This is a genomic window from Chryseobacterium limigenitum (assembly GCF_900114875.1).
GTDB classification, from domain to species: domain Bacteria; phylum Bacteroidota; class Bacteroidia; order Flavobacteriales; family Weeksellaceae; genus Chryseobacterium; species Chryseobacterium limigenitum.
Genome location: NZ_FPKW01000002.1, coordinates 313,937 through 331,623 on the forward strand (window position 1 = coordinate 313,937; position 17,687 = coordinate 331,623).

General features: G+C 34.8%; 13 protein-coding genes. 12 read left to right on the top strand and 1 reads right to left on the bottom strand.

The genetic code is table 11. The features are described from left to right. Positions 1 to 2: 2 nt before the first annotated feature. From BT156_RS04190 to metF, 6 genes are all read left to right on the top strand, one after another. On the top strand, positions 3 to 1,541 hold the full coding sequence (locus BT156_RS04190; RefSeq protein ID WP_072407476.1) for an ACT domain-containing protein: 1,539 nt from the start codon (positions 3 to 5) through the stop codon (positions 1,539 to 1,541). Between the two features lie 65 nt (positions 1,542 to 1,606). After that, positions 1,607 to 2,773, top strand: a complete 1,167-nt coding sequence (locus tag BT156_RS04195) for an O-succinylhomoserine sulfhydrylase (RefSeq protein ID WP_072407478.1) — start codon at positions 1,607 to 1,609, stop codon at positions 2,771 to 2,773. 182 nt (positions 2,774 to 2,955) lie between these two features. Next, positions 2,956 to 3,966, top strand: a complete 1,011-nt coding sequence (locus BT156_RS04200; protein ID WP_072407479.1) for a homocysteine S-methyltransferase family protein — start codon at positions 2,956 to 2,958, stop codon at positions 3,964 to 3,966. A 30-nt stretch (positions 3,967 to 3,996) separates the two neighbouring features. Then, a complete protein-coding gene (locus BT156_RS04205; RefSeq protein ID WP_072407481.1) occupies positions 3,997 to 4,371 on the top strand; it encodes a four helix bundle protein in 375 nt (124 codons plus the stop codon). After that, positions 4,361 to 7,069 (top strand): methionine synthase, encoded by a 2,709-nt coding sequence (gene metH / locus BT156_RS04210; RefSeq protein WP_072407760.1) that lies wholly within the window; start codon positions 4,361 to 4,363, stop codon positions 7,067 to 7,069. The genes BT156_RS04205 and metH overlap by 11 nt, the downstream gene beginning before the upstream one ends. An 89-nt stretch (positions 7,070 to 7,158) precedes the next feature. Next, positions 7,159 to 8,115, top strand: a complete 957-nt coding sequence (metF, locus tag BT156_RS04215) for a methylenetetrahydrofolate reductase [NAD(P)H] (RefSeq protein WP_072407483.1) — start codon at positions 7,159 to 7,161, stop codon at positions 8,113 to 8,115. Positions 8,116 to 8,169: 54 nt separating this feature from the next. Here the strand turns inward: metF and BT156_RS04220 are convergent, their stop codons facing one another. Beyond that, a complete protein-coding gene (locus BT156_RS04220; protein WP_072407485.1) occupies positions 8,170 to 9,324 on the bottom strand; it encodes a hypothetical protein in 1,155 nt (384 codons plus the stop codon). A 98-nt stretch (positions 9,325 to 9,422) separates the two neighbouring features. Between BT156_RS04220 and folE the strand changes: the two genes are divergently transcribed. The 6 genes from folE (at position 9,423) to BT156_RS04250 (ending at position 17,604) form a co-directional block, all read left to right on the top strand. Then, on the top strand, positions 9,423 to 10,088 hold the full coding sequence (gene folE / locus BT156_RS04225; protein WP_066752686.1) for a GTP cyclohydrolase I FolE: 666 nt from the start codon (positions 9,423 to 9,425) through the stop codon (positions 10,086 to 10,088). A gap of 11 nt (positions 10,089 to 10,099) precedes the next feature. Then, positions 10,100 to 10,531: a DinB family protein gene (locus BT156_RS04230; protein ID WP_072407487.1), complete on the top strand. Its 432-nt coding sequence runs from the start codon at positions 10,100 to 10,102 to the stop codon at positions 10,529 to 10,531. A gap of 123 nt (positions 10,532 to 10,654) precedes the next feature. Next, positions 10,655 to 12,121, top strand: coding sequence for a cysteine--tRNA ligase (gene cysS, locus BT156_RS04235; RefSeq protein WP_072407489.1), 1,467 nt, complete (start codon positions 10,655 to 10,657; stop codon positions 12,119 to 12,121). 313 nt (positions 12,122 to 12,434) lie between these two features. Beyond that, positions 12,435 to 13,601 carry a T9SS type A sorting domain-containing protein gene (locus BT156_RS04240; RefSeq protein ID WP_072407491.1) on the top strand — a complete coding sequence of 389 codons (1,167 nt, stop codon included), beginning with the start codon at positions 12,435 to 12,437 and terminating at the stop codon, positions 13,599 to 13,601. A gap of 123 nt (positions 13,602 to 13,724) precedes the next feature. Then, complete coding sequence (locus BT156_RS04245; protein WP_072407493.1) at positions 13,725 to 16,376, top strand: 4-alpha-glucanotransferase; 2,652 nt, start codon at positions 13,725 to 13,727, stop codon at positions 16,374 to 16,376. 139 nt (positions 16,377 to 16,515) lie between these two features. After that, positions 16,516 to 17,604: a hypothetical protein gene (locus tag BT156_RS04250; RefSeq protein ID WP_072407495.1), complete on the top strand. Its 1,089-nt coding sequence runs from the start codon at positions 16,516 to 16,518 to the stop codon at positions 17,602 to 17,604. Positions 17,605 to 17,687: the final 83 nt, after the last annotated feature.

The window sequence follows — 17,687 nt, forward strand, 5'->3', positions numbered from 1 at the left end:
CGATGAAAAATGCTAACGAAATAAAATTTTTAAAAAACAGGTCAATCATCAAATTTGAAGGAGAGGATTTCTTAGGTGAAATCGGGATTGACGGACGAATTTTTAAAGCGCTTACTTTAGCGAGAATCAGTGTTGGAGTAATTTCTCAACAGGCAATTGAAAACGGATTATCAATTTTAGTTCAGGAAGCCGATTCCGAAAAAGCGGTAAATTGTCTGATCGACGAATTTGAAGCAGAAAGAAAGTCAGGGAAAGTTTCTCAGATTTACAGCATAAATAATGTGTCAGTTTTAGGCTTTGTTGCAGAGGATTTCAACAAAGTTTTGGCAGAATTGGCTAGAAATAACGTTTTCCCGTTACTTTTAAATCAAGTAGCGAGCGAAGGACGTGTAAATATCGTGGTAACTTCTTCACAAGATGAAAAAGCAAAAAATATCATCGAATCCGAAATTTCTAAAAAACCAAAAACGGTTCATTTAGCAATTATCGGTCACGGAAATGTTGGGAAAACTTTGATCGAACAGGTTTTACAGTCATCGGAAGAAATCAGAAGGCGTAAAAAAATCGACCTTAAAGTTGTAGCAGTAGCCAATTCAAGAAAAATTGCTTTCAACAAATATGGGTTTGATGCCAATTGGAATGATGAGGTATTGACAGCAGAAAGTCCATCAGATGTTCAGGAATTAATCAAATTCTCAAAAGAAAATCAGTTGGAAAATCTGATTGTTGTTGATAACACGGCAAGCAAAGATTTTGTTCATAATTATCATGCTTTGGCAGAAAATGGATTTGATTTGGTTTCTTCCAACAAAATTTTCAATACACTTCCAATCGAGGAATACCGTAAACTAAGATATACGTTGAACAAAAATAACAGACGTTATTTGTATGAAACCAATGTTGGGGCGGGATTACCGTTAATTGATACCATAAAATTACTACACCTTTCAGGAGAAAATATCACAAGAATCAAAGGCGTATTCTCCGGGACATTGAGCTATGTCTTCAACAACTTTTCTTTAAGAGATGATAAGTTTTCAACGATCATTAATGAAGCGTTAGAAAAAGGATATACAGAACCGGATCCAAGAGAAGATTTATCTGGAAACGATGTGGCGAGAAAATTATTGATTTTGGCGAGAGAGTTAGATTTAATAAATGAATTTGATGACATCAATATTCAAAATCTTGTACCTGAAAGTTTATCATCTGTTTCTAAACCGGAATTTCTTACGAGACTTGGAGAATTAGATGAAGAATACCAAAAAATCAAAGAAAACCAAGAGCCTGGTCATGTATTAAGATATGTTGGTGATTTGCATGGTGATTTACAAAAAGATAAAGGTGAATTGGATGTAAAATTAATTTCTGTTCCCGCAACTTCTGCATTAGGGCAATTAAAAGGTTCAGATTCAATCTTTGAAATTTATACCGAAAGTTACGGTGAAAATCCAATCGTGATCATGGGAGCCGGAGCCGGAGCGCAAGTTACTGCTAGAGGTGTTTTCGGAGATATTTTAAGAGTAAGCGAAACTAAATAATCAGCGAACCCGAAGGGTTCAATATCAATAGCCGTAGGTGAAACCTATGGAAAAATAAAAAAATAATGGAAAACGAAAATTTTGAAACCTTCGCCATAAGAACGCAAACTGAAAGAACCCAGTTTGACGAACATTCTACGCCACTATATCTTACATCCAGCTTTATTTTTCAGGATGCGGAGGATATGAGAGCGAGTTTTGCAGAAGAAAAGCCAAAGAATTTATACAGCCGATTTTCAAACCCCAATGTAACGGAATTCACAGATAAAATTGTGAAAATGGAAGGTGCAGAAGCCGGATATGCTTTTGCAACAGGAATGGCCGCGATCTATTCAACCTTTGCAACTTTGTTAAATGCCGGAGATCACATTGTGAGCTGTCAGTCAGTTTTCGGATCTACTCACACGTTGTTCACAAAATATTTCCCAAAATGGAATATTGAAACAACTTATTTCAAAGCGGAAGATGTGGAAAACGTAGAAAAATATATTCAACCAAATACCAAGATTTTATACCTTGAAACACCTACAAATCCTGCGATTGAAGTATTAGATTTAGAGTTTTTTGGAAAAATAGCAAAAAAACATAATCTTATTTTTATTGTAGATAATTGTTTTGCAACACCTTATCTTCAACAGCCGATTAAATATGGTGCAGATGTTGTTGTTCATTCAGCAACAAAATTGATCGATGGTCAGGGTCGTGTTTTAGGAGGAGTAGCGGTTGGTAGAGAAGACTTGATTCGTGAGATCTATCTTTTTGCAAGAAATACGGGACCTGCAATGTCGCCTTTCAATGCTTGGGTTTTATCAAAAAGCTTGGAAACATTAGCGATCCGTGTTGAGAAACATTGCGAAAATGCTTTAAAAGTAGCTGAGTTTTTAGAGAGCCACCCGAATGTAGAATTAACAAAATATCCATTCTTACCATCTCACCCAAGTTATGAAGTGGCAAAAAAGCAGATGAAGTTGGGCGGAAATATCGTTGCATTCGAGATCAAAGGCGGAATTGAAGGCGGAAGAAATTTTTTAGATAAAATAAAAATGTGTTCTCTTTCTGCCAATCTTGGTGATACAAGAACGATTGTTACACATCCGGCTTCTACCACACACTCGAAATTATCAGATGAAGAAAGAAATGAAGTAGGAATTACGGCTGGTTTAGTTCGTTGTTCGGTAGGCCTGGAAAATGTAGACGATATCATCGCAGATCTGAAACAGGCATTGGATTAAAATAATTTGGGCAGCTATCTCCGCCTTCCGCTCCCGCTTTTTTTGTTTCGCTTTGCTACACAAAAAAGAGCTCCGCTCAAGTCGGGCTGCAAAAGAATCAGGAAGGTTCAACAACAATAGGCATAGGTGAAACCTGTGGAAAAAATATTAATCATTAATTCAACGATGAAAAAATAAATAAAATGAAAAATTCAGAACAACTATATAAAGCATTATCCGAAAGAATCCTTGTGTTAGACGGAGCGATGGGAACAATGCTTCAGCGATATAAATTCGAGGAAGAAGATTACCGTGGAGAAAGGTTTAAGGATTATGAACATCCTGTAAAAGGAAATAATGACCTACTTTCATTAACGCAGTCTCATGCGATCGAGGAAGTTCATAAAAAATATCTGGAAGCAGGAGCGGACATCATCGAAACCAATACATTTTCAGGAACAACCATTGCGATGGCAGATTATCACATGGAAGACCTGGTGTACGAACTGAATTATGAGTCGGCAAAAATTGCAAGAAAAGCTTGTGACGAATTTACCGCCCAAAATCCTGATAAACCAAGATTTGTAGCAGGTTCGATCGGGCCAACCAACAGAACGGCAAGTTTGAGTCCGGATGTAAACGACCCTGGTTATAGAGCGATCACTTTTGACGAATTGAGAATTGCTTACAAACAACAGTCTGAAGCTTTACTAGACGGAGGTTCAGATATTTTATTGGTTGAAACTATTTTCGATACATTAAATGCAAAAGCAGCACTTTTCGCGATTGATGAAATTAATGAAGAAAGAGGAATTAAAATCCCGATCATGGTTTCAGGAACAATTACCGATGCTTCAGGCAGAACATTGAGTGGACAAACCGCAGAAGCATTTTTGATCTCAGTTTCACATTTGAATTTATTGAGTGTTGGTTTTAACTGTGCTTTGGGAGCCAATCAATTGACGCCATATTTGGAAACGTTGGCACATAATTCAGATTTCTTTGTTTCAGCTTATCCCAATGCCGGTCTTCCCAACGCGTTCGGAAAATATGATGAAACACCAGAATTTATGGCAGAACAAATCAGAGAATACGTAGAAAAAGGACTCATCAATATTATCGGAGGTTGCTGTGGAACAACGCCAGATCACATCAAAGCAATTGCAGATTTGGTTGATAAGTATGAGCCTAGAAAAGTTGTATTTAGTTTTTAGTGTTTGGTATTTAGATTATTACAACGATTTATGAGTTTTCAGGATTTTAAAAAATTAGATGTTTGGTTATTTGCAAGAAAATTAACCAATTCAATTTATAACATAACAAAAGAGTTTCCCGGTGGTGAACAATTTGGATTAACAAATCAAATGAGAAGATGTGCTGTTTCCATTACTTCAAATATTGCAGAGGGATGTGGTAGGAACACACCAAAAGGAACTTTAGTTTTTTTATACATATCAAGAGGTTCTATTTTCGAATTAGAAACTCAACTATATATTGCGTTTGATCAAAATTATATTGATGAAACTTTTTTTATTAAAATTGATGAGGAAATCCAGACATCCAAAAAGTTGTTGAATGGATTTATTAATTATTTCAAAAAACAAGAAGATGGAAAATAGAGGAGAATTACTAAACACCAAATACCAAACACCAAACACCAGGTATCTAAGATTATCGGGCCTAGAGCCTTTGATTATAACGCCGGAAAGTAATTTCATCAACGTTGGTGAAAGAACAAATGTTGCCGGTTCAAAAAAGTTTTTAAGATTAATTAAAGAAGAGAAATTTTCTGAAGCTTTGGATATTGCCCGTCATCAGGTTGAAGGCGGTGCGCAGATCCTTGACGTTAATTTTGATGACGGATTGATCGATGGAAAAGCTTCCATGATAAAATTCCTGAACTTAGTAGGTTCAGAACCGGATATTTCCAGAATTCCTATCATGATCGACTCCTCAAAATGGGAGATCTTGGAAGCCGGATTACAGGTTGTTCAGGGGAAATCTGTAGTTAATTCTATCAGTTTAAAAGGAGGTAAAGAGGAATTTGTAAAACAGGCTAAAGCTATCAAAAGATACGGTGCAGCGGTTATTGTCATGGCATTTGATGAAGACGGACAAGCTGATACGTATGATCGCAGACTTGAAATCACAAAAAGATCGTATCATATTTTAGTCGATGAAGTGAAGTTTCCGGCAGAGGATATTATTTTTGATTTAAATATTTTCCCTGTTGCAACGGGAATGGATGAACACAGGAGAAATGCAATCGATTTTATAGAAGCAACAAGATGGGTTCGCCAAAATCTTCCGTACGCTTCTGTAAGTGGAGGAGTGAGCAATGTTTCGTTCTCTTTCCGAGGAAATGATACTGTAAGAGAAGCGATGCACTCAGTTTTCCTTTATCACGCAATTCAGGCGGGAATGAATATAGGAATTGTAAATCCCGCGATGTTGGAGGTTTATGATGAAATTAATAAAGAATTATTAGGTCTTGTAGAAGACGTAATTCTCGATAAAAGAGAAGACGCAACAGAAAGATTGTTGGATTATTCTGAAAAGAATAAATCTGTCAAAAAAGAAATAGTTGAAGAGCTAGAATGGCGTACCAGACCTTTACAGGAAAGAATTACGCATTCTTTAGTAAAAGGAATCGACCGTTTTATTGAAGAAGATGTAGAAGAAGCAAGGTTACAATCTGCCAAGCCTTTGCATGTTATTGAAGTTAATTTAATGACAGGAATGGGCGTTGTCGGTGACTTGTTCGGAAGTGGGAAAATGTTCCTGCCACAAGTTGTAAAATCGGCGAGGGTAATGAAAAAGGCGGTTGCTTATTTACAGCCGTTTATTGAAGCTGAAAAAGACGGTGAAAGACCTGCTAACGGTAAAATTTTAATGGCAACGGTAAAAGGAGACGTTCATGATATTGGTAAAAACATCGTGAGCGTTGTTTTGGGCTGTAACAATTACGAAATTGTTGACCTTGGGGTAATGGTTCCGGCCGAAAAGATTATTCAGGCTGCGATTGAACATAATGTTGATGTTATCGGTTTGAGTGGTCTGATCACGCCAAGTTTAGATGAAATGGTGTACATCGCATCAGAATTAGAGCGTCAGAATCTTAATTTCCCTTTATTGATCGGTGGTGCAACGACTTCAAAAGCACATACAGCGGTAAAAATAGATTTAAAATATAAAAATGCGGTTGTTCACGTTAACGATGCTTCCAGAGCGGTAAATGTGGTGAGTTCTTTGTTGGGAGATCGAAATAAAGAATATGTAAGCGATTTAAAGAATGATTATTCAGATTTCCGTGAAAAGTTCCTGAACAGACAGATTGATAAAGAATATGTTTCGATTGAAGATGCAAGAAAAGATAAATTTAAAATTGATTGGGAAAACGAAGAAATTTTCACACCGAATAATTTAGGTATACAGGTTTTCGAAGGTCAGGATTTAAATGAATTGGTTCCGTTTATCGACTGGTCGCCATTTTTCAGAAGCTGGGATCTTCACGGGAAATACCCGAATATTTTTGATGATGAGGTGGTAGGTGTTCAGGCTAAAGAATTATTTAAAGACGCTCAGGTTATTTTAAAGAGAATTTTAGATGAAAAATCGTTGACAGCTAAAGCGATCTTCGGAATTTTTAAGGCAAATTCAACTGAAGATGATGATATTTTGATTTTTGACGAAAATGACAAACAACAATCGAAATTCATCACATTAAGGCAACAGCTTCAAAAGTCTAAAGGCAAAGAATATTTAGCATTAAGCGATTTTATTGCTCCTCAAAGTTCGGGAAAAACTGATTATGTGGGAGCTTTCTGTGTGACCACAGGTTTCGGGACTGATGAGTTGTCAGATGAATATGAAAAAGCCAATGACGATTATAATGCAATTATGGTAAAAGCTTTGGCCGACCGTTTTGCAGAAGCCTATGCCGAATTTTTACATAAAAAAGTAAGAACAGAATATTGGGGATATGCCAATCAGGAAAGTTTAAGCAATGAAGACTTGATTGCCGAAAAATATAAAGGAGTTCGTCCGGCACCTGGCTATCCGGCTTGTCCCGATCATTTGGAAAAACATGCCATTTGGGATCTTTTAAAAGTGGAAGAAAATATCGGAGTGTATCTTACGGAAAGTTTAGCGATGTTCCCGACAGCAGCGGTTTCCGGATATTATTTCGGAAGTCCGCATGCAAAATATTTTGGACTCGGAAAAATTACAGAAGATCAGTTAAAAGACTATTCTAAAAGGAAAGGAATTTCTTTACAGGAAGCCAGAAAATGGTTGTCACCGAATTTAGCAGATTAATTTAAAAGTTAATAGTTGAGAGTTGTTGGTTTCTAGTTTTTAATAATGACTATCAACTAATAACTCTCAACAAGCAACAAAAATATAAAATGAAGATAACAGAACACATAAAAAATGCAAACGGAAAAACTTTGTTCTCCTTAGAAGTTGTTCCGCCACAAAAGGGAATTGGAATTGAAGACTTGTATAGGAATATAGACCCTTTGATGGAGTTTAAACCTCCTTTTATTGATGTGACGACTTCTCGCGAAGAATATATTTACATTGATAAAGGCAACGGTCTGATGGAACGAAAAATTACCAGAATGCGTCCCGGAACATTGGGTATTTGTTCGGCAATTCAGCATAAATATAATGTAGATACGGTTCCACACTTGCTTTGCGGAGGATTTACAAAAGAAGAAACAGAATACCTTTTGGTAGACTGTATGTATCTTGGAATTGATAATGTAATGGCGCTTCGTGGTGATGCGATGAAAGGACACCAGTATTTTGAACCAACAAAAGGAGGTCATGAAAGTGCAATGGATTTGGTTCATCAGATCAATGATTTAGGAAGAGGGAAGTATCTTCATGACGAGCAGGCTTGTGAAGAAAATAACAAATTCTGCATTGGAGTAGCGGGTTATCCTGAAAAACACATGGAGGCACCTTCCATGAATTATGATTTAAAATGGCTAAAGCAAAAAGTAGATGCCGGAGCGGATTACATCGTTACCCAAATGTTTTTTGATAATAAACGATTTATCGAGTTTGTGACAAAAGCGAGAGAAATGGGAATTACGGTTCCAATTATCCCAGGAATTAAACCAATTGCAACAAAAAGACATTTAAAATTATTGCCACAGGTTTTCAAGATTGATTTACCGGAAGATTTAATTAATGAAGTTGAAAGTGCTAAAAACAATGAAGCCGTAAAACAAATCGGAGTAGAATGGGCAATCAATCAATGTAAAGAATTGCTTGACTTTGGAGTGCCTGTTTTACATTTTTATTCGATGGGTAAAAGTGATAATATTAAAAAAGTGGCTGGTGAGCTGTTTTAAAATATTTGATTTTAATAGTTTCGGCGCAGCCAAAGGCTGCGCCGAAACTATATCTTATAGCATCGGATGCCTCTCAAAAACCTTCTCCCTATCAAATAAATACCGATAAGTCGCCAATTTCCTAGTCACTTCCGTATCCAGATTTTCGGCAATCTTTATCATTTTAGGATTAAAATCACCGATCCATTGAAGTTCGGTAACTTTAAAATCGGTGTATTTTCTTAGATGTTGGGTGCCTTCCCATATCATATAACCTTCAAGTCCTTTTTTTTGCCATTCAGGGACAACACCGAAAACAAGACCAACCATTTTTTCATTCTTTTTGAATTTCTTGATCCATAGAAACTTTAGCTTCTCGATAAATCCAAATTTTCCATTCATGTATTTAAACCATTGATTCAAATCAGGAATATTCATCCACATCGCAACGGGTTTTTCATTTTCATAAACAAACCATGAAATATGTTCATTGATGATTGGTTTCATCGTTTTAAACATTTTCAATGTCTTTGCTTCCTCAAGCTGTTTTCCTTCTCCATGAGCTGCCCAGGCTTTGTTATAAATTTCAGTAAAATCTTTTGCAAATTTTTCAAGATTATTCTTTTTCAATGGCCTTGCTGAAATTGCAGGATTTTTACTGTGTTTTGCATGCATTACTGTAAAAACTCTCGAAACTTCTGCAAAAATTGGTCTTGAAAAGCAAAGCTGTTCAAAATAAATTTGAAAACCATAATTCTCAAGAAGTTCTTTGTAATACGGGAAATTATAATTCATTCCGTATAAAGGTTCTACAAATCCGTCAATGAGCAATCCCCAGAATTTGTCTCTTTCACCGAAGTTTATAGGTCCGTCCATCGCTTCCATTCCTCTTTCCTGAAGCCATTTTTTGCAATAATCAAAAATAAAATTAGCTGTTTCCTGATCATTAATGCAGTCAAAAAATCCAATTCCTCCGGTTGGTTGATTTTGTTCGTATAATTGATTGACAAAAACCGCGATTTTCCCAACAGTGTTATTGTCTTTATTTTTAAATATAAATCTTTTGCATTCTCCGGTTTTGAAGAATTTATTTTTTTGAGGCTCAAAAATAGCTTCAATGTCTTTATCTAAAGGTCTGATGTAGTTTTTGTCATGTTGATAAAGTCTGACAGGGAATTCTAGAAATTCCTTTTTCTGATTTTCATGGTGTACTTCTTCAGCAATAATCATAACTTTTATACGAATGAGGAGATGAGGTAATATTTTTGGGTTAAATTGAAATATACGAACAGATATTATCCGTATTTTTGTTGCAAATTAAATAAAAAATGGTTGATTTTACTGATAACGACGATGATATTTTCACAGGAAAAGAACATACGCCTATACGGGAAGATGCTTTTGATAAATCGCCACAGGAAAAAATAGAAAAGATCACTGAACTTTTCGGTGAGATTATGGAAACACTTGGATTGGATATGACGGATGATTCCTTGAAAGATTCTCCAACGCGTGTTGCTAAAATGTATGTGAATGAAATTTTTGGAGGATTACTGCCTGAAAATAAACCGGGAATTTCTACATTTTCCAATAAATACAAGTATAGCCAAATGTTGGTTGAAAAAGATATCACCGTATATTCTTTTTGTGAGCACCACTTTTTACCGATCATTGGTAGAGCGCATGTTGCCTATATTTCAAATGGCGAGGTAATTGGGCTTTCAAAAATTAACAGGATTGTAGATTATTACGCGAAAAGACCTCAGGTTCAGGAAAGATTAACGATGCAGATCGTGAACGCTTTAAAAGAAGCTTTGGGAACAAAAAATGTTGCCTGTATCATTGATGCTAAACATCTTTGTGTAAATTGCAGAGGAATTAAAGACACAGCAAGTTCTACAATAACAGCGGAATTAAGCGGAATCTTCAAAACAAACCCAATAACAAGACAGGAATTCTTACATTATGTAGGAAGCCATGCTAAATTGGATTAAATTTGACTGTAATGAACTATCAGATTCTTAAAAATATTATTGAAGAAGAACTTCTAAGGTTTGAAACTATTTATGAAGAAGATTGGTGTTATAAAATTTCACCTGAAAAATGGTCAAAAAAAGAAATTTTAGGTCATCTTTGTGATAGTGCAATTACAAACATCAGGAGATTTGTAGTCACTCAATATAAAGAAAACGAGAATATTGTTTATGATCAGGATTTTTGGGTACAGGCTCAAAATTATCAGAATATTCCGACTCAGGATGTGATTAATCTTTGGAAATTTTTGAATTTTCAAATTGTTCATACCGTTGAAAATATTCCTGATGAGGCATTACAAAGAACTTGTGATACCACAAAAACAAATCCTCAGAATTTCACTTTGGAATTTATTATTCAGGATTATGTTGATCATTTAAAATATCACTTAAAAGCAATTTAATAATGATAAAATTTAAAAAAAGCTCAGATAAAATTTTCGTAATGACAATTATTTGTTGTTGCTGATTATTATTTTATCTAATTTTTAAATCTTTTAATCATTGAATCTTTTAATTTAAAAAAAATGCAATTAAAAATATACAACTCGCTTACAGCAGAAAAAGAAATATTCAACCCCATTTTAGAAGGAAACGTCGGAATGTATGTCTGTGGACCAACTGTTTACAGCAATGTGCATTTGGGAAATGTGAGAACTTTCCTTTCTTTCGACTTTATTTACAGAAGCTTAACGCATTTGGGGTATAAAGTAAGATATGTAAGAAATATCACCGATGCTGGGCACCTTACAGACGATGGAGACGTAAATAACGACAGATTTGTAAAGCAAACTCGTCTTGAAAAACTGGAGCCGATGGAAATCGTACAAAAATACACGGTTGATTTTCATAAGGTTTTGGAAATGTTTAATTTACTTCCTCCAAACATCGAACCTACCGCCACTGGTCATATTGTTGAGCAGATAGAATTAACTCAAAAACTAATTGAAAAAGGGTTCGCTTACGAAAGCAACGGATCTGTATATTTTGATGTTCTTGAATATAATAAAAGAGGACTGAATTACGGCGAACTTTCAAAGCGTAATATTGAAGAGCTTTTCGCAAACACCCGCGATCTAGATGGACAGGGTGAAAAGAAAAACCCACAGGATTTTGCCCTTTGGAAAAAAGCTTCACCTGCACACATTATGAGATGGAATTCGCCTTGGGGAGAAGGTTTCCCGGGATGGCATCTTGAGTGTACTGCAATGAGTACTAAATATTTAGGTGAAAAATTTGATATTCACGGTGGTGGAATGGATTTGAAATTCCCACACCACGAATGTGAGATCGCTCAGGGAAAAGCTTGCAATGATACCGCTCCGGTAAATTATTGGATGCATGCCAATATGCTGACAATGAATACGCAGCGTATGAGCAAATCAACAGGAAATTACATCTTACCGATGCAGTTGGTAACAGGAGATAACGATTTCTTTGAAAAGCCTTTCCATCCGTCGATTGTACGTTTTTGTTTCCTACAGGCTCATTACAGAAGTGTCCTGGATATTTCTAATGATGCGATGATTGCAAGTGAAAAAGGTTTCATCAGATTAATGGAAGCGGTAAAAGTATTAAATTCAATCACTCCGAATGATGAAAAACAATCTGGTTTTAATTTGGAAGAGTGGAAAAATAAAGCGTATGATGCTTTAAATGATGATTTCAATTCTCCGGTTTTGATTGCTCATTTGTTTGAAGCTGTGAAATTTATTTTTGCTTTAAATGATGAAAAAGAAACCGTTTCAACGAAAGATTTAGAGGATTTGAAATCAACTTTAAATGCTTTGATATTTGATGTTTTAGGACTTCAGGCGGTTGAAGAAAATAATAATGAAAAACTGGATCAGACCTTACAGGTTTTAATTGAACTGAGAAATCAGGCTAGAAAATCTAAGAACTTTGACCTTTCAGATCAAATCCGCGATAAGCTCCTTGCTGAAGGTATCGAATTGAAGGACGGAAGAGACGGAACAACTTACGTTTTAAATTAAAATTCAAAAAAATAGTATATACTTAAACTCTCACAACTCTGTGGGAGTTTTTTTATGCGTATTGTTTGTCATTTCGACGAAGGAGAAATCCCTATCTTAATAATCTTAAAACTTTAAACAAAAATCTTATTGGTTAAAAATTAAATGTAAAAGAATTTGTTAAGTTAAAATATTCTCTAAATTATCATAATCACATCATTAAAATTAAATTATTGTAAATGTTATTCAATTAATGGATATTTTTTGTCATTCAATTTGAAAATTATGTAACTTAGTAATAGTAAAATCATTACGAATCTAAATTCTACTTATTATGAAAAAACATTTATTCCCTTTATTTTTGGTATTACTTGGAGCAAACGCTCATGCCCAGCAAGATTTTTTTGCATTGACGGGAAAAGATACTCCCGGTATTGTTTTCAATGATTTCCGTGCCATTGATGCGGTAAACGGAACTTCCGGAGAAGCTGTTTTCACAGCTGATTCTTCTGCAAAAATATTTTCACAGACAAGAAACGGTTCTGTAACTGAGGATAAAAATTCTTACAACAATTCTCAAGCTACGTCAATGGCGACTTTAGCATATGATTCTAGAAATAATAATCTGGTGTACATGCCGATGTTTTCATCAAATATCTATGTTTTAAATTCTAAAACGAAAGAAATCACTCTGGTTGAAAACACTGTTGTGAGAGTAACTTCTTGCGATATCAATTCTCACATAACGAGAATGGCGACAGGATATGACGGAAATATTTACGCGATGAATAATTCCGGAACGCAGTTTTTACAAATCAGTAAAAAGAACAGTCAATATGTTGTTAATGACCTCGGAATCGTAAAAGATGATTCTTCAAACGGGAAAAACTCTTTCACAATGATAGAAACTGGCTTTGGAGGTGATATGATTGCTGATGCAGATAATAATTTCTATGTTTTTGCAACATCAGGAAATGTTTTCAAAGTTTCAACGAAAGAATTAAAAGCAAAATTTGTCGGAAAAATCACAGGAATTCCTGAAGGATATTCTGTAAACGGAGCAGCGGTGAATTCCAAAGGAAAAGTTGTGATTGCAAGTGCAAAAGGAGCGCCTTTATATGAAGTGAATTTAAATGATTTACAGGCAAAACAACTTCCCGGAAATTTAAATTTACATATTTATGATTTGGCGAGTAAATATTTCGCTAATGATAAAGCTATTTCAAATAACGCCTTAGCAAATTTAGATATCTATCCTACGAGAGTTGATGAGGAATTGATCAACGTAAATGTGAATGATAAATCGGTAAAAGGAAATCTCAAACTTACTATTTTTGACATCTCGGGCAAGAATGTAATGCAACAGAATTTATCCGTAAAAGACGGTTCGTTAAACCAACAGATTTATTTGAAAAATCTCATTAATGGAGCTTATATTGTGAGTGTCGCTAATGAGTCCGGAAAAATATTATTAAGCAAGAAAATCATTATAACAGAATAATCTTTTAGCTTTCTTATAAATTATAGCCTTTTCAAATATCTGAGAAGGCTTTTTTAATGAATATTTGACATTCAATAAGTTTTGTTTTTCGAGATTAAAATGTATTTTTATAAAAAAATATAGATGAAATTATACTTTAATATAGGTTACAGCGCAAAAACAGGGGAATCTTTGCAGTTGGTCATCAATGAAGAAGGAGCTGTACCCAAAACTCATAAAATGTTTTGCACCGAGAACGGTTTGTGGAAATGTGAAGTAGACTATTTTTCAAAATCGATCTCTTATAAATATCAGCTTACAGGTGAAAAAGAAAGTATTCTTAGAGAAGAATTTGTTTTGCATCATCTTAATTTCCCTCATAACTATAAAGAATTTTCTATTTTCGATGAGTGGAACAATAAAAATTTCCCGGAAAATTATCTAAACAATAAAATTCTTTACAATAAGCTGAATCAGTTTGTTCCTGAAAAGATTTCGGTGTTAAAAAAACATACTCATTTATTCAGATTAGAAGCTCCGGTGTACAATCCGAATTGGAAGATTGTATTGTTCGGGAGTACAGAGTCTCTTGGAAAATGGGACTATGAGAAAGTGATTCATTTATCTCAGACGGATTTCGGTATTTGGGAAACTTCGGTTGAAATTCCTGAAAACGAATTTATTCAATTCAAATATTGTCTTTACGACAAAAAAGAAGGTAAAGTAATTGATATAGAAACCGGAGAAAACCGGTTTGCCCTTGCGAATCAACAGAAAGATGTTTTGCAGATCGTTTCGAGTCATTATTTTAAATTCAAACTATATCAAATGTATCACGATGCAGGAGTTGCGGTTCCTGTATTCTCTTTGAGAAGTGAAAATGGTTTTGGTGTCGGAGAGTTTTCTGATATGAAAGAATTGGCGGACTGGACAAAAGAAACAGGCTTAGGAATTATCCAGATTCTTCCGATCAATGATACAACGGCCAATTACACTTGGACAGATTCTTACCCTTACGCAGCGGTTTCTGTGTATGCTTTACATCCACAATATATTTCTATTGATAATCTTGATTTTAAATTGCCGAAGGATTTAGTTGAAGAATATAATACTGAAAAATTAAAATTAAATTCTTTAGAATTAATTGATTACGAAGCAATGATTTCCGGAAAATGGAAATTTTTAAAAGCCATTTTTAATACAGAAAAAGAGAAAGTTTATAAAGACAGAAACTTCAAAAAATTTATAAAAGATAATGAAGATTGGCTCATTCCATATTCTGCATTCTGTGTGTTGAGAGATAAATACAAAACTCCAAATTTCAATGACTGGAAGACGCATAAAAAATATATCGCAGGAAAAATTTCACCATTCTTTTCAGTAAAAAATAAAGAATATGATGCCTCAATGCTTCATGCCTGGGTACAATATCAGCTTCATAAGCAGTTGAAAGATGCGATTGAATATATCCATAGTTTAGGGGTTTCCGTAAAAGGAGATTTGCCAATCGGGATTTATCGCCATTCTGTTGAAGCGTGGACGGAGCCTGAATTATTCGGTATGGATTTCCAAGCCGGAGCACCGCCTGATCAATTTACGGAATTGGGTCAGAATTGGGAATTCCCAACCTATAATTGGGAAGCGATGAAAGCTGACGATTATACATGGTGGAAAAACAGATTCAAAGCATTGGAACAGTATTTTGACGCAATGCGGATTGACCATATTTTAGGGTTTTTCAGAATCTGGAGAATGCCAATTTCTGCTACTCAAGGGATTTTGGGGTATTTTTATCCTGCAGTTCCGATTACTGAACAGGAATTTAAGGCATGGCATATTCCTTTTGATTTTAACAGGTATTGCAAACCGTTTATCAATGATCAGATTCTTTGGAATTATTTCGGAGAAGATCATGGTAAGGCACTAGAGTTTATCAATAATAATCATAATGGAACATATTCATTTAAAGAAGAGTTTGATACACAGAGAAAATTATCTGATTTCTTTAAGAAAAATCCAAGAGGTTCGGTTGAAGAACAACTGATTGCCCTTTGTGCGAATGTTTTATTTTTAACCGAAGAAAGAGAAGGCGAAACCGTTTATCATCCAAGATTTAATGTTTATAATACCGAGTCTTACAAATATTTGTCGGATTGGGAAAAGAAATCTATTTACGATCTGTATCACGATTATTTCTTCAAGAGACAGGATAAGCTTTGGAGTGAAAAAGCAATGGAAAAGCTTCCAATGATTTTAAATGCTACAGAAATGCTGATTTGTGGTGAAGATTTAGGAATGGTTCCTGATTGTGTACCTGCTGTAATGGACGAATTGGCGATCATAGCACTGAAAGTTCAGCGTATGCCTTCAGATAATATTCCTTTTTATAATCCTAAAAATGCGAGTTATCTGAATGTAATTACTGCTTCTTCGCACGACAGTTCAACGTTAAGACAATGGTGGAAAGAAGACCCGGCTTTGACCCAGAAATATTTTAACCAACAATTAATTCAATACGGAAAAGCGCCGGAAGAATTGGATGCTCATTTAGCCGAGATTATTATGAAGCAGCATCTTTATACGGATGCAATGCTGGCTATTTTCCCGATTCAGGAGTTTTTTGCAACGGATAAAGAGCTTACCAATCCTAAAATGGATAATGAAAGGATTAATAATCCTGCAGTATTTCCGCATTATTGGCGTTACAGAATGCATTTAAATTTAAAAGATTTAAAAAACAGTACAGATTTTAACCAAAAAATAAAATATTGGGTTAAAGACAGTGGAAGATTGTAAATTTAACATTTGATTATCAATTAGTTAATAATAAAATGAAAGAAGTTGTATCGAAAGATTTAACTTCTTTTTTTTATTTATATCCAAAAGATAGATTAGAGATAGTCTACTATATATTAACCAATTAACGACAATAAGAATGAAAAAAATATTTTTGGGATTTGCTTTGAGTTTGGCGACTTTGTCGTTTGCTCAGCAATATCCAAACAACGGTTACGGTAATGGTAACGACGGATACAATAACGGTTACGGAAATAATGGTTATGAAAATAACAACTATGGAAGTAATGACGGATATTATTCTAACGAAGATGATCAGAATTATTTCCCTGATGATTATTACTACAACTATCCTCAGGATTATTATCCAACAGATTATTATCAGAATAACTATAACGATTACAGAAGCAGTATCGTAAATGTCAACTGGAATGTGTTCTTTAATCAAAATAGATTGAACCGTTGGCAAATTGATCAAATCTTAAGATTGAATAATCTGTATGTAAGTTTTTCAACATGGGATAACTATTACAGATACAATCCGGACAGATGGTATTATGATAGATTCTATGCGTTACAAAGAATTATGGGACCTCAGATTTTTGTTAGTTTTCAAAACAATTATTATAGAGGAGCTAGCCCGGTTGTGTATTTTCAAAATTACAGAAGAACACATTATGCTTCCATCTGCAGACCGATGCCTCGTTATAGAAGCGTAAATATCAATATTTACAGAGTAGACCGAGCTAAATTTAGAGGGAATAACAATCCTTCCTTTAATATTGTAAGAACGAGCCAAAGAGAAAACAATGGGTTTAGAGGAGGATCTGGAAGAGATAATAACTCAGGATTCCGTAATCAGTCTAATAATAATTCAGGAGGTTTCCGTGATTCCGGAAATAACGGAACAAGAAATAACGGAGGTTTTAGAGCAGGAACTGAAAACAGTGGGGGAACCAGAAACACAGGAGGGTTCAGAAATGATGTAAGAACAGAACCTTCTGCTCCTAGAGAAAATAACGGAGGTTTTAGAGGAACTACAGGAAATAGCGATGGAACCAGAAGTTTGGGTGGATTTAGAAATGAGACAAGAAGAGAGAGTTCTGCGCCAAGAGAAAGCAACGGAGGTTTCAGACAACAAAGATCTGAGAGCTCTGCTCCAAGACAAGGTAATAATGGAGGTGGAAACAGAAGTGCTTCCGGAGGCTTCAGATTAACAAGTAATTAATTTTCATATATTATATTTAAGTGGTGTGAAGGGCAGATTTTTATAATCTGTCCTTTTTTTTATTTTTTTTATTTTGTTGTTTT

Coding starts and splice junctions, on each gene's coding strand:
- cysS (WP_072407489.1), top strand. CDS start 10,655: ATGCAATTAAAAATATACAACTCGCTTACAGCAGAAAAAGAAATATTC.
- BT156_RS04205 (WP_072407481.1), top strand. CDS start 3,997: ATGAGTTTTCAGGATTTTAAAAAATTAGATGTTTGGTTATTTGCAAGA.
- metF (WP_072407483.1), top strand. CDS start 7,159: ATGAAGATAACAGAACACATAAAAAATGCAAACGGAAAAACTTTGTTC.
- BT156_RS04245 (WP_072407493.1), top strand. CDS start 13,725: ATGAAATTATACTTTAATATAGGTTACAGCGCAAAAACAGGGGAATCT.
- metH (WP_072407760.1), top strand. CDS start 4,361: ATGGAAAATAGAGGAGAATTACTAAACACCAAATACCAAACACCAAAC.
- BT156_RS04200 (WP_072407479.1), top strand. CDS start 2,956: ATGAAAAATTCAGAACAACTATATAAAGCATTATCCGAAAGAATCCTT.
- BT156_RS04250 (WP_072407495.1), top strand. CDS start 16,516: ATGAAAAAAATATTTTTGGGATTTGCTTTGAGTTTGGCGACTTTGTCG.
- BT156_RS04195 (WP_072407478.1), top strand. CDS start 1,607: ATGGAAAACGAAAATTTTGAAACCTTCGCCATAAGAACGCAAACTGAA.
- folE (WP_066752686.1), top strand. CDS start 9,423: ATGGTTGATTTTACTGATAACGACGATGATATTTTCACAGGAAAAGAA.
- BT156_RS04190 (WP_072407476.1), top strand. CDS start 3: ATGAAAAATGCTAACGAAATAAAATTTTTAAAAAACAGGTCAATCATC.
- BT156_RS04240 (WP_072407491.1), top strand. CDS start 12,435: ATGAAAAAACATTTATTCCCTTTATTTTTGGTATTACTTGGAGCAAAC.
- BT156_RS04230 (WP_072407487.1), top strand. CDS start 10,100: ATGAACTATCAGATTCTTAAAAATATTATTGAAGAAGAACTTCTAAGG.
- BT156_RS04220 (WP_072407485.1), bottom strand. CDS start 9,324: ATGATTATTGCTGAAGAAGTACACCATGAAAATCAGAAAAAGGAATTT.